This window comes from Stenotrophomonas sp. YJH_SMC_14-1 (assembly GCF_059372275.1).
Window position 1 is genome coordinate 354,773 of sequence record NZ_JCAFVK010000002.1, and the last position, 16,665, is coordinate 371,437.

Below are 16,665 nucleotides of genomic sequence, written 5' to 3' on the forward strand. Positions count from 1 at the left end.
GAATCGTTGCGATTTGCGTATCGCCGACAGGCGATACACAAATCGTCAACATTCAGGTATAAGCTGTTCTCCCGATGGAGACAGACACTACACGCTTGGGTCTGATCGAAGCCGGAGCTCCGTTTTCTGCTCCGGGCGCCGAAGCATCGCCCAACGCCACGACGCTGCATCGCCCCGGTTCGGTCCGGCTGCTCTCGCTTGATGCCCACGGACGCGTACTGGACTGGATCACCTGGCAGGATGCGGCGTGCCTCTACGCCCGCGAAGCGGTGGCCTGGACGCTGGGCGATCCCTGCCTGCACATCCACGGCGGCACCAATCGCTTCAGCGGCCTGCAGAGCGGCATGGACCTGCACCCGATCATCGCCGCGCGCGGCCATGCCCGCTCCCGCGCGATCGACCCCACGCCGAACCTGACCAACCCGGCCCTGTTCGCCCGCGACGCCCACCTGTGCATGTACTGCGGCCAGCAGTTCAACCGCCCCACGCTCACCCGCGACCACGTCGTGCCACTGTCCAAGGGCGGCCTGGACTGCTGGGAAAACGTGGTCACCGCCTGTTTCCACTGCAACTCGCGCAAGAGCGACCGCACCCCGCAGCAGGCCGGAATGCCGCTGCTGGCCGTGCCCTACCGGCCCAGCTGGATCGAGCACCTGATCCTGTCCAACCGCAACATCCTGGCCGACCAGATGGCCTTCCTGAAGGCGCAATTGCCCAAGCGGTCGAAACTGAGCACCTGAACGCCTGAAAATGCAACCCTCACCGTCCTGTCACGGACGGCGGCGTTTGCTTGCCCCACCCCCGTTTGAGGGCGAAAATGGGCATTCAGAAAAAGTGCGAACATGATGATCGACTCTGCCCGCTATCCCCGCCTCGCGCGCATCCAGACGCCGGATGACCTGCGCACGTTCGACGAATCCGAACTGAGGGCGGTTGCCGACGAACTGCGCGCCTACCTCATCGAATCGGTGGGCAAGAGCGGTGGCCACTTCGCCGCCGGCCTGGGCGTGATCGAACTCACCGTGGCCCTGCACTACCTGTACCAGACTCCGGTCGACCAGCTGGTCTGGGACGTCGGTCACCAGACCTACCCGCACAAGATCCTGACCGGGCGCCGCGACCAGATCCACACCGTCAAGCAGAAGGACGGCGTCGCGCCATTCCCGAAACGCGAGGAGAGCGAATACGACACCTTTGGCGTCGGCCACTCCTCCACCTCGATCTCGGCGGCACTCGGCATGGCCATTGCCCGCCAGTCCGAAGGCGACGACCGCAAGATCGTGGCGGTGATCGGTGACGGTGCGATGACCGCCGGCATGGCCTTCGAAGCGCTGATGCACGCCGGCGGCATGGACCCGGAACCGAACCTGCTGGTGATCCTCAACGACAACAACATGTCGATCTCCGAGGCGGTCGGCGGCCTGACCAAGATGCTCGGCCGTGCCACCGGCAGCCGCACGCTCAATGCGCTGCGCGAAGGCGGCAAGAAGATCCTCGGTGACAAGAAGAACAACCCGGCGCGTTTCGTGAAGCGCTGGGAAGAACACTGGAAGGGCATGTTCGTGCCGTCCACGATGTTCGAGGAGATGGGCTTCCACTACACCGGCCCGATCGACGGCCACGACATGCCCGCCCTGCTGTCCACGCTGAAGACGCTGCGCGCCTCCAAGGGCCCGAAGCTGCTGCACGTGATGACCACCAAGGGCAAGGGCTACGAGCCGGCCGAAGGCGACCAGATCGGTTACCACGCCGTGGGCCCGTTCGATCCGGACAAGGGCCTGGTGGCCAAGGCCGGTGCCAAGAAGCCGACCTATACCGATGTGTTCAGCGACTGGCTGTGCGATGCCGCCGCCGCCGAGCCCCGCCTGTACGGCATCACCCCGGCGATGCGCGAAGGCTCCGGCCTGGTGCGTTTCAGCAAGGAATACCCGCAGCGCTATTTCGACGTGGCGATTGCCGAACAGCATGCGGTCACCCTCGCCGCCGGCATGGCCACCCAGGGTGGCAAGCCGGTGGTGGCGATCTACTCGACCTTCCTGCAGCGCGCGTACGACCAGCTGGTACATGACGTGGCGATCCAGGACCTGGACGTGCTGTTCGCGATCGACCGCGCCGGCGTGGTCGGCCCGGACGGTGCGACCCATGCCGGCAACCTCGACCTGAGCTTCCTGCGCTGCGTGCCCAACCTGGTGGTGATGGCACCGTCCAACGAAGCCGAGTGCCGGCAGATGCTCAGCACCGGCCTGCAGCACCCGGGCCCGGCCGCCGTGCGCTACCCGCGCGGCACCGGCACCGGCGTTGCAGCCGGCAGCGACCTGTCCACCCTGCCGATCGGCAAGGGCGAACTGCGCCTGCAGGGCAGCCGCATTGCCCTGCTCGCCTTCGGCAGCACCGTGGCCGCCGCCGAACAGGTTGGCCGCGAACTGGGCCTGAGCGTGGTCAACATGCGTTTCATCAAGCCGCTGGACCGCGAGCTGGTGCTGGCTGTCGCCGCCCAGCACGAGGGCCTGGTGACGATCGAAGACAACGTGGTGGCCGGTGGCGCCGGTTCAGGCGTCGGCGAGCTGCTCAATGCCGAAGGCGTGCTGCGCCCGATCCTGCACCTGGGCCTGCCCGACAGCTACCAGCACCATGCCAGCCGCGAGGACCTGCTGGCCGAAGCAGGCATCGACGCCGCGGGCATCCGTGCGGCCGTGCTCAAGCGTTGGCCGCAGCTGGCCACAGGTACCCCGCCGCTGAGCGCGGCGGGCTGAGGCCGATTGCCACCCAGTGGATCCGCGCATGGCGTGGATCTACCTTGCGTCTGCATCCACGCATGGCGTGGGTCGACCCCGGTTCCGCGGTAGATCCACGCCATGCGTGGATAGCGGGGCCCGGAAACAGGATCTGGCCTGACACCCCCGCCCTCAGCCGTAGCTGACCGCTTCAACGAAGGCGCCGCTGGCTTCCACGCGCACGGCAGCGCGCTGCCCGGTATCGACAAAGTGCAGGCGCGCCAGGGTTTCAGCGAAGTCAAAGGCGCGGGCACCGTCGCGGAAATCGATCGGCTCCGGCCGGTCCGGATGCAGCACGCGCCATTGGCGCTGTTCGCATTGCAGGCGGATCAACATGCGGCTCACTCCTTGAGGCAGCGTATCGACGGTAGCGGGACATTCCTGCCGATCACGGCAGGCATCGTCGCAACAGATCAGGGACACACAGAGATGCCCTGATCGCAGAAGATACGACAGTTCAAAATGTGAGCTGTATCAGATTTTTCTGATTTTAGAGGGGCACGCTCAGTTCACCTGGAACTGTGCCCGGCAGCCGTCGCTGACCCAGATGCCACGACGATCCCAGCCCCAGGTCTGGCCCTCGATGCAGGCACTGCGCGAATCCTGGCGAACCAGGCGCACGCCGCGGCGGATGCGGGCGTCGCAGTACTCCTGGCGGTGCCCATTGGAATGACAGGTGATCACCTCACCGCCGCCCCAACCGTTGCCGTTGCCGTTGCCCCAGCCCCCCCCATTGCCCCAGCCACCGCCACGACGGTACTCGCCGACGAACTCGGCGCGGCAGCCCTGGGTCACCCAGACGCCATAGCGCGACTGGCCCCAGGTCTCACCTTCCACGCACGGCGAGCCGGACAACTGGCGGATCATCCGCGCGCGGCCCTCCAGACGGCACTCGTTGCTACGGTTCTTGATCGACTCGCAGCGCACGATGCCGCTGCCTTCGCGGCCACCGTAGCGGTCATCGTCATAGCCGTAGCCATAGCTCTGCGCCTGGGCGCCACCCGCCGCCGCCAGCATCGGCAGCAGGGTGCAGGCCAGGGTACGCCAGGTGAGTGCCTTGCCCATCGAGATCTCCAGATGAATACGATGGCGCAAGCATCCGGGATTCCCGGCACGGCGCACAGGGGGGCGCGTGACGCCGGTTTTTCCCCATTCAAACAACGCAACCGTAGCTGACTGCACGCAACGACCGGCGTCAGTCTCCTACGTGCAGGGCATCCACCGCGCTGCCGAGCGCCTCGACCCGCACCGTGCTGCGCTGGCCGGTGCGACGGTGGTGCTCGAGGGCCCGCGCCGCGGCGACATCGAAAGCCTCGGCGCCCCGCGCATATCGGGTTGCGTCATGCACCTGCGGATCCAGCACGGACCAGTGCCGGGCGTTGCGTTGAACGGTAATGACCATGAGGGGCTCCTGTGGATGGAAGGATGCGACGGCAGGCGGACGGTCCACGTGCCGGTACACCTTCAGGCTAGCGATCACCTCAGGGGTGGCCCATCAGATTTGTACGAAAATGCCGCGCCCTCTGGTCAGCCCTTGCCTGCCCTCACATCCCTGAGTCCGTTTAGCCTGTTCATTCCGTGATTCTTGTCACGGAGTCAGCCGGGCTTCACACTACCGTCATCAACAGGGGCCCCTTCCACATGCGCACCTTCTTCTCGCAGCAGCGTTGGACGCTGCTGAAGTTCTATTTCGTGGCCAGCTACCTCGTGCTGATCGAGGAACTGATCCGCGCCGCCATGCACTGAGCGCTTGCTGCAGGGCTATTTGCGACAGACACTGTCGCTTTAGGCACGGAGCCCGCCCGATGAAAGCGCTTCTTCTGATTCCAGCCCTGCTGGTGCTGTCCGCCTGTGCCAACCAGCATCAGGCCGCTGCGCGTGCCGATACGGCGGCCACTTCGCCCGCCACGCCGAAGGTCGGTGGCGACCGCGATGCCCACGGTTGCATCGGTTCGGCCGGCTACCAGTGGTGCGAGCACAGCCAGCGTTGCGAACGTCCGTGGGAACTGGCGCAGGCACAGGGCCTGGCCAACACTGCCGAAGCCATCGATGCCTACTGCGCGAAGCCGGCCAGCCCGGCGCGCAAGTGAGTCGCGCCACCCATGGCTGAGCTGAGTCCGCTCCCCACCCTGGCCCCAGGCCGCTACCGCCACTTCAAGGGCGGCGAGTACGAAGTGCTCGACATCGTCCGCAGCAGCGAGACCCTGCAGCCGATGGTGCTGTACCGCGCGCTGTATGGCGAAGGTGGCCTGTGGGTACGCCCGTACGCCATGTTCGTCGAGCAGGTGCCCGGCGAGCACGGACCGCAACCGCGTTTCGCCCGCGTCGACGCATGAGGGTTCCGCTGCCGGCCATGGCCGGCAGCGCGCGGTAACGCGGCGGGCCTGCGTTACAATCGTACCGTCCAGTCGGTTTCTTCCCGCCATGTCCGCATCCCCCTCCCGTTCGCGCCGCAAGGCGCCCGACAGCGTGCGCCAGTCACTGCTGCAGGCCACCATTGAAGTGATCGGCCGTAACGGCCTGGCCGCGCTGACCGTGCAGGACGTCGCGCAGGCCGCCGGTGTCAGCAAGGGTGCGTTGTTCCATCATTTCAGCAGCAAGCAGGTGCTGGTGGATGAAGCCATCGGAGCGCTGATTGGAGAATTCGAAGCGCGCGTGCGCGCCCTGCTGCAGGAAAACCCCGAAGGCCATGGCCGTTTCAGCCGCGCCTATGTGCAGGCCAACTTCGAGCATCTGCTGCAGCAGGAGCAGGACAACGACATCGGCCTGACCTTGGGCAACCTGATGGAACCGGGCCTGCTTGCGCACTGGCGCAACTGGAAGCGCGCGATGCTGGCCGAGTTCCCTGGCGAAGCCGGCGACCCGCGGCTGTACGCGGCGCGCTGCGCTGCCGATGGCTACTGGGCCACGGCCTACGGGCGTCCGCTGGACGAGGAAGAACGTGCCAATGCATTGGCCATGGCCGAACAGGCCCTGAAACTGTGCGACCCGCAGTGAGCTGGAGCGCTCGATGAATCCCTACCTCTACCTTGCCGCCGCCATCGTGCTGGAAGTGATTGCCACATCACTGCTGAAGGCATCCGACGGCATGAGCCGGCTGGCGCCGACACTGGGCGCACTGGTCGGCTACGGGCTGTGCTTCTACCTGCTGTCCATGACCATGAAGTCGATCCCGACCGGCATCGCCTACGCGATCTGGTCCGGCGTCGGCATCGTGCTGATCTCACTGATCGGGCTGGTGGTGTTCAAGCAGCGCCTGGATGCACCGGCGTTGATCGGCATCGGCCTGATCTGCGCCGGCGTACTGGTGATCAACCTGTTCTCGCGCAGCAGTGCGCACTGAGCACACTGCTGCGCGATCAACGCTAGCTGACCTTCTTCGCTACGGTCATGCCGAGCAGGAACAGCACCACGGCGATGATGATGCCGGCCCAGAACAGGAACTTGGCGATACCGACCGCGGCACCGGCAATGCCACCGAAGCCGAGCACGCCTGCGATCACACCGATGACGGCGAAGATGATGGCCCACTTGATCATGTCAAACCTTTCCCCGCGGGGACTGCGTACTGGATGGTCAGGCTAGGCCGTGGCCGATGCGGCAATCGTGAACAGGCCGCGTGCGCGGCGTGAATCAGCGCGGACGGAAGCGCAGCAGCGCGACGGCAAACGCCAGGAACACGCTGCCCACCAGGCGCTCGAACCAGCGTCGCGCAAACGGCTTGGCCAACCAGCGGCGAAGGCCATGGCCACCGGCCGCATACATCACGTACCAGAACAGTTCGCACGCGGCGAAGGTGGCCACCAGCATGCTGTATTGCAGCGCCTGGCCGCGTGATGGGTCGACGAACTGCGGCAGGAACGCCGCCGCGAACAGCAGCAGCTTGGGATTGCTCAGGCCCACCAGAAGGCCACCACGGAACACCTTCCACGCGCCCAGCGAGGCCGCAACCGGCGGCGTAGCATCGACCGTCACCGGCGGTGCCGGCCGGCAACTGTCACGCCATGCCTTCAGGCCCAGCCAGGCCAGATAGGCCACGCCCAGATAACGCAGCACCTCGAACAGCATCGGCGAGGAATGCAGCAGCGCACTCAGGCCTGCTGCGGAGGCCACCAGCACCAGCAGCATCGCCAGCAGGCAGCCGGCCATCGCCGGCACACTGCCACGGAACCCCAGCCCGACGCTGCGGCCGAGGATATGCAGCATGTTCGGCCCCGGCGTACCACACAGAACGAACACCGTGGCGAGGAACCACCACCAGGTATGCAGGGCCATAGCGCACATCCACTTCAGAAGATCCAACCAGCATAGAGTGCGCCGGGCCTGCCGCGGCACACACAGCGCAGCATGGATGTGGTGGTTACAGAGGCAGGCTCAGGCCGCGAGTGCGTCGCGCCGTACCAGTACCTGGTCGATCAATCCCCATTCGCATGCCTGCTCGGCACTCATGAAACGATCGCGATCCAGGGTCTGCTCGACCTCCACGACACTGCGTCCGCAATGCTGCGCATACAGCCGGGTGATGCGCTGCTTGGTGCGCTGCATTTCCTCGGCGTGGATGAAGATGTCCGAAGCCTGGCCCTGCACCCCGCCCAGCGGCTGGTGCACATGCAGGCTGGCATTGGCCAACGCCGCACGGTGTCCCGGCTCGCCGGCCATCAGCAGAAAAGAACCCATCGACCGCGCAGTGCCCATGCACAGCGTATGCACCGGGGCCGAGATGTACTGCATGGTGTCGTACATCGCCAAGCCGCTGGAGATCACCCCACCCGGCGAGTTGATGTACAGATGGATCGGCTTCTCCGGGTTTTCCGATTCCAGGAACAGCAGCTGCGCGCAGACCAGCGCCGACACAGTGTCATCGACTTCGCCGTTGAGAAAGATGATGCGCTCACGCAGGAGCCGCGAGTAGATGTCATAGGAGCGCTCACCGCGCTCGCTGCGCTCCACCACCATTGGTACCAGCTGCATTCTGTCCCGCATGTGCCTGCTCCCTGTAGCGTTCGACCCTGGCGCCCGTTCAAGCCGCGCGCATCACCGTGCGATGCTCATCGTTGGCGGCCAACGGCAGCAGCGCGCGCAGGTCGCTGAGCCGATGCACAATGGTCAGCACCGTCCCCCCACCGTCATCCGCGCGCAGCCGGAAACACACCAGGCTGTGCAGATGCGGGGGCTGCGCATCTCGCAGGTGGAACCCCAGCTCCCGCCCCTCCTCGCACAAGCAGGGCTGCGAATCGGCAAGATCGGCCGCAGGCAACCAACGCTCACGCAGCGCCGGGTCGAACAGTGCGCGCCAGACCTGTTCCGGTGGCGCTGGCAGCCACTGCTCCATCACCAACGCAGGAGCCGCTTCGTTCAGAACATCGTCCATCAGTCCATCTCCTTCAGCAGATCCTGCAAGGCATCCATACGCGCGGGCCAGTAGGCCCGGTAGCGCTGCAGCCAGTTGCCGATGTTGGCCAGTCCGCGCGGATCGACCTCGTAGTGGACGAAGCGCCCTTGGCGCTGTTCGCTCACCAGCCCAGCATCGCGCAGCACCGCCAGGTGCTGGGACATCGCAGACTGGCTGATCGCCATGCCCTCGCGCAGCGCGCTGGCATGCTGCCCCCCCTGGGCCAGCTTTTCGAAGATATGGCGCCGGGTGGGGTCGGCCAGCGCCTTGAACAGGGCGTTTTCGATCATGATCAACACATTAGCAAACACTAATGTGTAGTGCAACTCACCCGCTGCCTGTGCTGCAATAGCAACTCCTGGCATGGAGCTGTGCATGAAGACTCTCGGCCTGATCGGCGGCATGAGCTGGGAAAGCTCGGCCCAGTACTACCGGCTCATCAACGAGGAGGTACGGCGGCGGCTCGGCGATGCGCACTCGGCACAGCTGCTGCTGTGGTCGGTGGATTTCGCCGGCATCAAGCAGCTGCAGCACGAGGGCGACTGGGACACCCTGGGTGACCACATGGTCGATGGCGCGCGGCGCCTGCAGGCGGGCGGCGCCGACCTGCTGCTGATCTGCACCAATACCATGCACAAGCTGACCGATCGCATCGAGGCGGCCTGCACGCTGCCGCTGCTGCATATCGCCGACCCCACCGCCCAGGCCATCGTGCAGGCAGGCGCACGCAAGGTGGGCCTGCTCGGCACCGCCTTCACCATGGAACAGGACTTCTACCGCGGCCGGCTGCAGGATCACTTCGGACTGGAGGTGCTGGTACCCGAAGCCGATGATCGTCGCAGCGTGCACGACATCATCTACCAGGAGTTGATCGCTGGTGTGGTCAGCGAGCACTCACGGCAGGTCTATGCCGGCGTGATCGCGCGACTGGTGGCGCGCGGTGCCGAAGCAATCATTCTTGGCTGCACCGAGATCATGCTGCTGGTACGTTCGGAGGACAGTGCAGTGCCGCTGTTCGATACCACCGCCCTGCATGCGCGGGCCGCCGTGGACACGGCCCTGGCTTGAATCAATGCGCGCAGGAGCGCGGAATCAGTCCGCGCCCTGCACCTCCAGCGCGGTGATCAGCCACTCGACCACCGCCGGTGAATCGCACAGGAAGAAGATGGCGTCACCGGAGCGTGCTTCGGTAAGCAGCCGATAGATCGTGATCGCCACCGCCGACTGGTTGGCGATGAACACTTCCGGGCTGCGCGGCCCTTCACTATGCCCGGCAACAGCATGCAATGCCTTGCGCGCAGCCACAGTGGCAGCCGGATCCGCGCTGCGGGTCAGTTCCGGCCCGCGCAGCCCCCAGGCAACGAACACATGCTTGCCCTTGAACGTAGTGTCCAGGACCCGCACCTCGGCGCCACCTGCGTCGGCCGAGCGATGAATGACGGTACTGCTGATCAACGCAACCCCCTGTGGTCGTCGTGGTCCGCGCATCCTCCCCCGCAGGCCGCCCGCACACCAGTGACGGCAGCCACAGGCTGCGCCGACAGGCGTGGAAGACATGTAAGAAGGTGTAAACCGATGCGATCGGATGTGCAGCGATGATACGGGATGTAAGCCTCTGCATGGGCTGGTGCGCACTACTAAATCCCTCCTGAGCCGCTTCCGGAACGATGCGTTCCGACGGCCCCGTGCTGGGTCATTCTTGCCGCCCGAATCCCCGCCCGAGGCTCCCCCATGACCCTTCGCCCGCTGCTGCCGATCACCGGCGCCGCCCTTGCCCTGCTGCTGGCCGCCACCGCCGTGGCCGCCCAGGACTACGACACTGATCACATTCCAGCGCTGCGCTGCGAATCCCAGTTCAACAAGACCGAGCAATGCCCCATCGAGGGACCGATGCGCCTGGCCAGGCAGCTGTCGGTGACCCGTTGCGTGGAAGACCAGAACTGGGGCCAGAGCCGGCGCATGCTGTGGGTGACCGACGGCTGCCGCGCCGAGTTCGTTGCCGACGAACACGGCCGCTGGCCGGGACGTGGCCGCAGCCGTGATCGCGACAACGAGGGCGAACGCCTGGTCTGCGAGTCCTACGAGAACAAGGACAAGGAGTGCCGGATTCGCGTGCGCCATGAGGTACGGCTGGTCAGGCAGAAATCGGTGACAGCCTGCATCGAGGACCGCAACTGGGGCTGGGACCGCCGTGGGGTGTGGGTCAGCGACGGCTGCCGTGCCGAGTTCCGGGTGTATTGACTGCCGGCCGCGCGCTGGCTGCATCGAGCAGGCGTGCGTGCCAGGCGGCGTCGATAGACTATGGCCTGCACGGCAGGGAGCACGACATGGAACGATGGTATCTGGCGACGCCGCTGGCGTTGATCCTGCATCAGATCGACGCTGTATTCTGGCAGGAATGGGCCATGTTCCATGTCCCCGGTGGCATCCAGGGCTTCCTGCTGTTCAACCTGTTCGCAGTCGGCGCCGTGCTTTGGGGTTATCGCCAGATCGTGCTGGGCACATCCACGGCGCGCAGCTATGCACTGGCTTGCGGGGGGCTCGGCATTGGCACGGCACTGATCCATCTGGCCTTTGCCCTGTTCGGTCGCAGTGAATTCCACCTGCCGCTGTCGATTGCCGTCCTGCTCGCCGGCTTTGTGTCGGGTGGCGGCCTGTTGCTGAAGCTGCGCCCGCGATGAACCGGACGTCCTCTTCTCCGCACCTGCGCGACGGCATTCCGCAGGACGCAGATGCCTTGATCGCGCTCGACAGCGTGACAGCCACTGATCCACGGCGGATCATGCAGATTGCCGACTGGCTGGCGCACGGCGTCGTGCAGGTCGCCGAGCAGGACGGCAAGATCGTCGGCTACCTGGTCATCCATCACCACTTCTTTGGCGAAGCCTTCATTGAAATGTTGATGGTGGCGCGCGAACAGCGCAGCCAGGGTATCGGCGCCATCCTGCTGCGGCACGCGATCACGTGGCGCGGTGGCGGCAAGCTGTTCACCTCGACCAATGCCTCCAACACGGGCATGCAACGCCTGCTCGCTGCCGCCGGCTTCGTGGGCAGCGGCATCGTGCATGGCCTGGATGAAGGCGATCCGGAACTCATCTACCGCTTCGCGGAAGACTGATCAGCATCTGCAGAACGCACAAAAAAGCCCGCGCATTGCTGCGCAGGCTCCTTGATTCATCACAGTGGTCGGGACGGCCGGATTCGAACCGACGACCCTCTGCCCCCCAGGCAGATGCGCTACCAGGCTGCGCTACGCCCCGACTGATGCTGCGATGTGCCCGCCAGTGCGGCGGGCCGTGAAGTATAGCGGATTACGATGGAAATGGGATCAGCGGCGCAACAACTGCAGCACTTCTTCCAGCTCCATGCGCACCTGCTTGATGATCTGGTTGCTCAGCGCCGATTCCTCGCGGGCATCGGGGCCATCCAGGCGCAGGCGTGCACCACCGATGGTGTAGCCCTGTTCGTACAGCAGGCTGCGGATCTGCCGCACCATCAGCACGTCATGGCGCTGGTAGTAGCGGCGATTGCCTCGGCGCTTGGCCGGCTCAAGGCTGGGAAACTCGGTTTCCCAGTAGCGCAGGACGTGCGGCTTGACGTCGCACAGCTCGCTGACCTCACCAATGGTGAAGTAGCGCTTGGCCGGGATCGGCGGTAGTTCGCGGTTACTGCCCGGATCCAGCATAAGCCTCCACCCTCTCCTTGAGCTTCTGGCCCGGACGGAAGGTGACCACCGTACGGGCGGAAATCGGAATTTCCTCGCCGGTCTTGGGGTTGCGACCCGGGCGCTGGTTCTTGCGCCGCAGATCGAAATTACCGAAGCCCGACAGCTTCACCTGACGTCCCTGTTCCAATGCTTCACGCAGCACATCGAAAAACGCGTCGACGAATTCCTTGGCTTCACGCTTGTTCAGACCGACTTCGTCGAACAGCTTTTCCGCCATCTCCGCCTTGGTCAATGCCATTGCCTGCTACCCCCGAGTGCTGCCCGCTCAGCCGCGGATCCGGGCGTGGTGTTCACGCTCGATGGCAGTGACCGCCTCGGCCACCACCGCATCCACGTCGCGGTCCGTCAGAGTGCGCGACTTGTCCTGCAAAATCAAGCCCATAGCGAGACTCTTGAAGCCCGGCTCGACGCCCTGGCCAACATAGCGGTCGAACAGGTTCAGGTCGCGCAGCAGCGGGCCGGCGGCCTGGCGGACGGTCGCCGCCAGGTCGGCCCAGGCCACCTGCTCAGGCACCAGGAACGCTAGGTCGCGGCGCACCGCCGGGAAGCGCGACAGCTCGCCGGCACGCGGCAGGCGACGGGCGGTCAGCGGCTCCAGGTCCAGCTCGAAGGCGTACACGTCGGCTTCGATCTCCATCGCCCGCGCCAGGCGCGGATGGATCTGGCCGATCCAGCCGATGGCCACGCCATCGCGGAACACCTCGGCCGAACGCGCCGGGTGGCCGTAGGCGCGGGCCGACGGACGGAACTCCAGCTGCGCGCCACTGGCAGCCGCCAGCGATTCCAGGTCGCCCTTCAGGTCATGGAAATCGACCTTGCGGGTCGGCAGGCCCCACTGCACCGCCTGCGCCTCACCGCAGACCGCAGCGGCCACGCGCGGGGTTTCCAGCGGCGCCGGTTGGCCGTCTCCGCTCTGCTGGGCAAACACACGGCCGATCTCGAACAGGCGCACGCGGCCCAGCTGGCGCGCGGCATTGCGGCCAAGCGTGGCGACCAGGCCCGGCAGCAGCGACGGACGCATCACCGCCAGTTCCGCCGACAGCGGGTTGGCCAGCGGCACCAGACCGTCGCGCAGCTGCCACTGGGTCAGCAGCGCGTCGTCGACGAAGGCGAAGTTGACGGTTTCCTGCTGGTCACGGGCGATCAGCTGGCGGCGCACGCTCAGCGCGTCCAGCTGCGTCTCGCTCGGCATCGCCACGCGCGAGGCACCGCCCGGCAGCGTGGTCGGGATCTGCTCGTAACCGTGGATGCGGGCCAGCTCTTCGATCAGGTCTTCTTCGATGGCGATGTCGAAGCGGCGGCTCGGCGCCGTGACCTGCCAGCCCTCGGCGGTGGCAACCACGTCCATGCCAAGCGCGCGCAGGATGCGCTCGACTTCGGCATCGTCGATGCTGATGCCGAGCACGCGGGTGATGCGGGCGCGGCGCAGCACGATGGTCGCCGGCTGCGGCAGATCGGCTTCACGCACGGCCTCGGTGACCGGTGCCGGGGTACCGCCGGCCAGGTCCAGCACCAGGCGGGTGGCGTACTCGATCGCGGTGCGCGGCAGCGCCGGATCGACGCCGCGCTCGAAGCGATGGCCGGCATCGGTGTGCAGGCCCAGCTTGCGGCCACGGCCCATGATCGCGGCCGGCGCGAAGTGCGCGGCTTCCAGGAACACGGCGGTGGTCGCGTCGGTGACGCGGGTGTCGAAGCCGCCCATCAGGCCGGCCAGGCCGACCGCACGGTCAGCATCGGTGACCACCAGGAAGCTGTCGTCCAGCGCAGCATCGCGGCCGTCCAGCAGCTTCAGCGTCTCGCCCGCGCGCGAACGGCGCACGGCGATGCTGCCCTGCAGGGTGCCCAGGTCGTACGCGTGCATCGGCTGGCCCAGCTCCAGCATCACGTACTGGGTGATGTCGACCAGCAGCGAGACCGGACGCACGCCGCTGCGGCGCAGGCGCTCGGCCATCCACAGCGGGGTCCTGGCGGCAGCATTGACGCCTTCGATGACACGGCCCAGGTAACGCGGCGCTTCGGCGCCGGCGTCGAGCTGGATGCTCAACTCACGGCTGCCGACTGCCGGAATGGCGTCGGCAGCGAAGTCCAACACTTCACTGCGGGTGGCCGCAGCGACGTCGTAGGCGATGCCGCGCAGGCTGAAGCAGTCGGCGCGGTTCGGGGTCAGCTTGATCTCGATGCTGGCGTCCGGCAGGCCCAGGTACTCGACCAGGGTCTGGCCGATCGGGGCATCGTCCGGCAGTTCCAGCAGGCCGGACGCATCGCTGTCCAGGCCCAGCTCCTTGGCCGAGCACAGCATGCCGTTGGACTCGACGCCACGCAGCTTGGCCGGTTTGATCTTCAGCTCGCCGATCTGCGCACCAACCATCGCCAGCGGCGCGACCAGGCCCGGGCGTGCGTTCGGTGCGCCACACACGATCTGCAGCAGTTCGCCCTGCCCGGCATCGACCCTGCACACCTGCAGGCGGTCGGCTTCCGGATGGCGCACGGCTTCAACGATGCGTGCCACGACCACGTGATCGAGGCCTTCGCCAAGCGCGGTTACTTCTTCCACTTCCAGGCCGATGGCGGTCAGCACCGCGCTCAGCTCATCGCGCGAGGCGGAGGTCGGGACGTGGCTGCGCAGCCAGTTTTCGGAGAATTTCATGGTGTCACCCTGGTGGGAGGCGTGCCTCCCGTTGCGGTTTTTGGGGTCGCCCAGCGCATGCGCAAGCAGGCGTCCATCCAGAAAGCAGCCGAGCAGGGCTCGGCTCTACACGGTTGCGGCTTACGCGAACTGCTTCAGGAACCGCACATCGTTCTCGAAGAACGCGCGCAGGTCGTTGACGCCGTAGCGCAGCATCGCGAAACGCTCCACGCCCATGCCGAAGGCGAAGCCGGTGTAGCGCTCCGGATCGATGCCGACATTGCGCAGCACGTTCGGATGGACCATGCCGCAGCCGAGCACTTCCAGCCAGCGGGTGCTGCCATCGGGCTGCTGCCAGGCGATGTCCACTTCCGCGCCCGGTTCAACGAACGGGAAATAGCTGGGACGGAAACGCATCTCGAAGTCGCGCTCGAAGAACGCGCGCACGAACTCGGCCAACGTGCCCTTCAGGTCGGCGAAGGTCGAATGCTCGTCCACCAGCAGGCCTTCCACCTGGTGGAACATCGGCGAGTGGGTCTGGTCGCTGTCGCTGCGGTAGACCTTGCCGGCGGCGATCATGCGCAGCGGCGGCGCGTGGTCGCCCATGTAGCGCACCTGCACACCGGAGGTATGCGTACGCAGGAGGCGGCCGTCGCCGAAGTAGAAGGTGTCATGCATGGCGCGCGCCGGGTGGTGCGGCGGGAAGTTCAGCGCCTCGAAGTTGTGCCAGTCGTCCTCGATCTCCGGCCCCTCCGACAGCTCGTAGCCCAGCCGGCCGAAGATGCCGGTGATGCGCTCCAGGGTGCGGGTGATCGGGTGCAGGCCGGCACGGTCGCCATTGCGGCCCGGCAGGGTGATGTCGATGGCTTCGGCGGCCAGGCGCGCATCCAGTGCCGCGTCTTCCAGCAGCGCCTTGCGCTCGCCCAGCGCGCGGGTCAGCACGTCGCGGGCTTGGTTGATCGCTTCACCGGCGGCCTTGCGCTCGTCGGCCGGCAGGGCACCGAGCTGCTTGAGCTGCGAGGTGATGCTGCCGCTCTTGCCAAGCAGGGCCACGCGCAGCTGCTCCAGCACGTCGGGGCTCTGTGCGGCGGCCACATCGGCCAGCGCCTGGGTGGTGAGGGATTGGATGTCGCTCATGGGGGGCTGGAACTCCAGTCGATCTGCCATCGCGATGCGCGAAGGGCCGACCCCTGTCGCCACCGCCGTCCCCGCGCTGCCGTCGTGGCCTCGCCGGGACCCAAAAAAGAATGGGGAAGGACTTGCGCCCTTCCCCATGCATTGCCTTGACCTGACACCGTCCGAGTGAACGGTTACGGCATCGGGAAGGACTTATGCCGCCAGCGCGCCCTTGGCCTTTTCGGCCAGCGCAGCAAAACCGGCTGCGTCGTGCACGGCGATGTCAGCCAGGACCTTGCGATCCAGGGTGATGCCGGCCTTCAGCAGACCGTTCATGAAGCGGCTGTAGCTCAGGCCGTTGATGCGGGCAGCCGCATTGATACGGGTGATCCACAGCGAACGGAAGTTGCGCTTCTTCTGCTTACGGCCGATGTAGGCGTACTGCTGTGCCTTGATGACCGCCTGCTTGGCGACGCGGAAGACCTTGCGGCGGGCGTTGTAATAGCCCTTGGCGAGATCCAGGATTTTCTTGTGGCGGCGACGCGCCTGTACGCCACGCTTAACTCGTGCCATTTTTCAGTTCCTCAGAGGTAAGGGAGCATGCGGTCCAGACGGCCTGCGTCTTCTGCACGGACATGGCCCGTCTGACGCAGATTACGCTTACGCTTGGTCGCTTTCTTCGTGAGGATGTGGCTACGGTTGGCGTGGCCGCACTTGTACTTGCCCGAGGCGGTCTTGCGGAAACGCTTGGCCGCTGCCCGGTTGGTCTTGATCTTGGGCATTGCAATGTCCTTGATGGGATATGACCCTGGTTTCTGACTGATCTGGCGGCGGCCTGGGCCGCTCTTTCCGTCCTGCCATGATCGGCGTACGACCCGTCCTGGGTGGGTCGAGCCGGGCATGATACAGGCAAAACCGCCCTGCCACCAGCCCCTGCAACCCTTTACCGGCGATTCACCGGCGTCCTGCAAAAGCAAAGGGACGCCAGCGGCGTCCCCTTACCTGAACCCTTCAGCCAGGCGCCCCGGAA

General features: G+C 66.0%; 25 protein-coding genes and 1 tRNA gene. 10 read left to right on the plus strand and 16 right to left on the minus strand.

The annotated features are described in order from the left end of the window. The first annotated feature begins 74 nt into the window (after positions 1-74). Both AC5P9P_RS06625 and dxs read left to right on the plus strand, forming a co-directional pair. On the plus strand, positions 75-740 hold the full coding sequence (locus AC5P9P_RS06625; protein ID WP_005410414.1) for an HNH endonuclease: 666 nt from the start codon (positions 75-77) through the stop codon (positions 738-740). A gap of 105 nt (positions 741-845) precedes the next feature. Continuing rightward, positions 846-2,753: a 1-deoxy-D-xylulose-5-phosphate synthase gene (dxs, locus tag AC5P9P_RS06630; RefSeq protein ID WP_033833240.1), complete on the plus strand. Its 1,908-nt coding sequence runs from the start codon at positions 846-848 to the stop codon at positions 2,751-2,753. Between the two features lie 153 nt (positions 2,754-2,906). Here dxs and AC5P9P_RS06635 read toward each other — a convergent pair whose 3' ends face one another. From AC5P9P_RS06635 to AC5P9P_RS06645, 3 genes are all read right to left on the minus strand, one after another. Further along, complete coding sequence (locus AC5P9P_RS06635) at positions 2,907-3,110, minus strand: hypothetical protein (protein WP_005410416.1); 204 nt, start codon at positions 3,108-3,110, stop codon at positions 2,907-2,909. Positions 3,111-3,278: 168 nt separating this feature from the next. Next, on the minus strand, positions 3,279-3,839 hold the full coding sequence (locus AC5P9P_RS06640) for a DUF3011 domain-containing protein (RefSeq protein WP_005410417.1): 561 nt from the start codon (positions 3,837-3,839) through the stop codon (positions 3,279-3,281). A gap of 130 nt (positions 3,840-3,969) precedes the next feature. Continuing rightward, positions 3,970-4,176 carry a hypothetical protein gene (locus AC5P9P_RS06645; RefSeq protein ID WP_005410418.1) on the minus strand — a complete coding sequence of 69 codons (207 nt, stop codon included), beginning with the start codon at positions 4,174-4,176 and terminating at the stop codon, positions 3,970-3,972. 403 nt (positions 4,177-4,579) lie between these two features. On the opposite strand from AC5P9P_RS06645, the gene AC5P9P_RS06650 reads away from it, so the two are divergent. The 4 genes from AC5P9P_RS06650 (at position 4,580) to AC5P9P_RS06665 (ending at position 6,117) form a co-directional block, all read left to right on the plus strand. Further along, positions 4,580-4,864, plus strand: coding sequence for a hypothetical protein (locus tag AC5P9P_RS06650; RefSeq protein WP_005410420.1), 285 nt, complete (start codon positions 4,580-4,582; stop codon positions 4,862-4,864). Positions 4,865-4,876: 12 nt separating this feature from the next. Continuing rightward, a complete protein-coding gene (locus tag AC5P9P_RS06655) occupies positions 4,877-5,110 on the plus strand; it encodes a DUF1653 domain-containing protein (protein ID WP_005410421.1) in 234 nt (77 codons plus the stop codon). Between the two features lie 88 nt (positions 5,111-5,198). Beyond that, positions 5,199-5,771 carry a TetR/AcrR family transcriptional regulator gene (locus tag AC5P9P_RS06660; protein WP_012480869.1) on the plus strand — a complete coding sequence of 191 codons (573 nt, stop codon included), beginning with the start codon at positions 5,199-5,201 and terminating at the stop codon, positions 5,769-5,771. Between the two features lie 13 nt (positions 5,772-5,784). Continuing rightward, positions 5,785-6,117, plus strand: coding sequence for an SMR family transporter (locus tag AC5P9P_RS06665; protein WP_005410423.1), 333 nt, complete (start codon positions 5,785-5,787; stop codon positions 6,115-6,117). Positions 6,118-6,139: 22 nt separating this feature from the next. Here AC5P9P_RS06665 and AC5P9P_RS06670 read toward each other — a convergent pair whose 3' ends face one another. The 5 genes from AC5P9P_RS06670 to AC5P9P_RS06690 all read right to left on the minus strand — a co-directional run bounded on the left by AC5P9P_RS06670 (position 6,140) and on the right by AC5P9P_RS06690 (position 8,456). Beyond that, a complete protein-coding gene (locus AC5P9P_RS06670; RefSeq protein ID WP_005410424.1) occupies positions 6,140-6,313 on the minus strand; it encodes a DUF1328 domain-containing protein in 174 nt (57 codons plus the stop codon). Positions 6,314-6,407: 94 nt separating this feature from the next. Continuing rightward, complete coding sequence (locus AC5P9P_RS06675) at positions 6,408-7,049, minus strand: LysE family translocator (protein WP_495232660.1); 642 nt, start codon at positions 7,047-7,049, stop codon at positions 6,408-6,410. A gap of 99 nt (positions 7,050-7,148) precedes the next feature. Beyond that, entirely contained in the window at positions 7,149-7,757 is a 609-nt protein-coding gene (locus tag AC5P9P_RS06680) for an ATP-dependent Clp protease proteolytic subunit (protein ID WP_033833232.1), read from the minus strand. Between the two features lie 37 nt (positions 7,758-7,794). After that, positions 7,795-8,145 (minus strand): SRPBCC family protein, encoded by a 351-nt coding sequence (locus AC5P9P_RS06685; protein ID WP_033833233.1) that lies wholly within the window; start codon positions 8,143-8,145, stop codon positions 7,795-7,797. Next, positions 8,145-8,456, minus strand: a complete 312-nt coding sequence (locus AC5P9P_RS06690; RefSeq protein WP_049402320.1) for an ArsR/SmtB family transcription factor — start codon at positions 8,454-8,456, stop codon at positions 8,145-8,147. Before AC5P9P_RS06690 ends, AC5P9P_RS06685 begins: the two co-directional genes overlap by 1 nt. Before the next feature lie 85 nt (positions 8,457-8,541). On the opposite strand from AC5P9P_RS06690, the gene AC5P9P_RS06695 reads away from it, so the two are divergent. Then, the gene (locus AC5P9P_RS06695; RefSeq protein WP_231522362.1) at positions 8,542-9,234 is read left to right on the plus strand and encodes an aspartate/glutamate racemase family protein; all 693 of its coding nucleotides are present in this window, start codon (positions 8,542-8,544) and stop codon (positions 9,232-9,234) included. A 24-nt stretch (positions 9,235-9,258) separates the two neighbouring features. Here AC5P9P_RS06695 and AC5P9P_RS06700 read toward each other — a convergent pair whose 3' ends face one another. Further along, on the minus strand, positions 9,259-9,654 hold the full coding sequence (locus AC5P9P_RS06700; protein ID WP_033833235.1) for a hypothetical protein: 396 nt from the start codon (positions 9,652-9,654) through the stop codon (positions 9,259-9,261). 243 nt (positions 9,655-9,897) lie between these two features. On the opposite strand from AC5P9P_RS06700, the gene AC5P9P_RS06705 reads away from it, so the two are divergent. The 3 genes from AC5P9P_RS06705 to AC5P9P_RS06715 are packed head-to-tail and all read left to right on the plus strand — an operon-like array spanning position 9,898 to position 11,284. Further along, a complete protein-coding gene (locus AC5P9P_RS06705) occupies positions 9,898-10,407 on the plus strand; it encodes a DUF3011 domain-containing protein (protein ID WP_005410428.1) in 510 nt (169 codons plus the stop codon). Continuing rightward, on the plus strand, positions 10,404-10,847 hold the full coding sequence (locus tag AC5P9P_RS06710) for a DUF6713 family protein (RefSeq protein ID WP_288416230.1): 444 nt from the start codon (positions 10,404-10,406) through the stop codon (positions 10,845-10,847). The genes AC5P9P_RS06705 and AC5P9P_RS06710 overlap by 4 nt, the downstream gene beginning before the upstream one ends. Further along, complete coding sequence (locus tag AC5P9P_RS06715) at positions 10,844-11,284, plus strand: GNAT family N-acetyltransferase (protein WP_164227413.1); 441 nt, start codon at positions 10,844-10,846, stop codon at positions 11,282-11,284. The genes AC5P9P_RS06710 and AC5P9P_RS06715 overlap by 4 nt, the downstream gene beginning before the upstream one ends. A 65-nt stretch (positions 11,285-11,349) precedes the next feature. Here the strand turns inward: AC5P9P_RS06715 and AC5P9P_RS06720 are convergent. From AC5P9P_RS06720 to rpmI, 7 genes are all read right to left on the minus strand, one after another. Then, a tRNA-Pro gene (locus AC5P9P_RS06720) sits at positions 11,350-11,426 on the minus strand. Between the two features lie 68 nt (positions 11,427-11,494). Then, entirely contained in the window at positions 11,495-11,851 is a 357-nt protein-coding gene (locus AC5P9P_RS06725) for a MerR family transcriptional regulator (RefSeq protein ID WP_005410431.1), read from the minus strand. Beyond that, the gene (locus tag AC5P9P_RS06730) at positions 11,832-12,131 is read right to left on the minus strand and encodes an integration host factor subunit alpha (RefSeq protein ID WP_005410432.1); all 300 of its coding nucleotides are present in this window, start codon (positions 12,129-12,131) and stop codon (positions 11,832-11,834) included. Before AC5P9P_RS06730 ends, AC5P9P_RS06725 begins: the two co-directional genes overlap by 20 nt. Before the next feature lie 27 nt (positions 12,132-12,158). Further along, complete coding sequence (pheT, locus tag AC5P9P_RS06735) at positions 12,159-14,540, minus strand: phenylalanine--tRNA ligase subunit beta (protein ID WP_005410433.1); 2,382 nt, start codon at positions 14,538-14,540, stop codon at positions 12,159-12,161. A 120-nt stretch (positions 14,541-14,660) separates the two neighbouring features. Next, entirely contained in the window at positions 14,661-15,656 is a 996-nt protein-coding gene (locus AC5P9P_RS06740; protein WP_005410434.1) for a phenylalanine--tRNA ligase subunit alpha, read from the minus strand. Positions 15,657-15,848: 192 nt separating this feature from the next. Beyond that, positions 15,849-16,208, minus strand: a complete 360-nt coding sequence (gene rplT / locus AC5P9P_RS06745) for a 50S ribosomal protein L20 (protein ID WP_005410435.1) — start codon at positions 16,206-16,208, stop codon at positions 15,849-15,851. Between the two features lie 11 nt (positions 16,209-16,219). After that, complete coding sequence (gene rpmI, locus AC5P9P_RS06750) at positions 16,220-16,417, minus strand: 50S ribosomal protein L35 (protein WP_005410436.1); 198 nt, start codon at positions 16,415-16,417, stop codon at positions 16,220-16,222. Positions 16,418-16,665 lie beyond the last annotated feature (248 nt).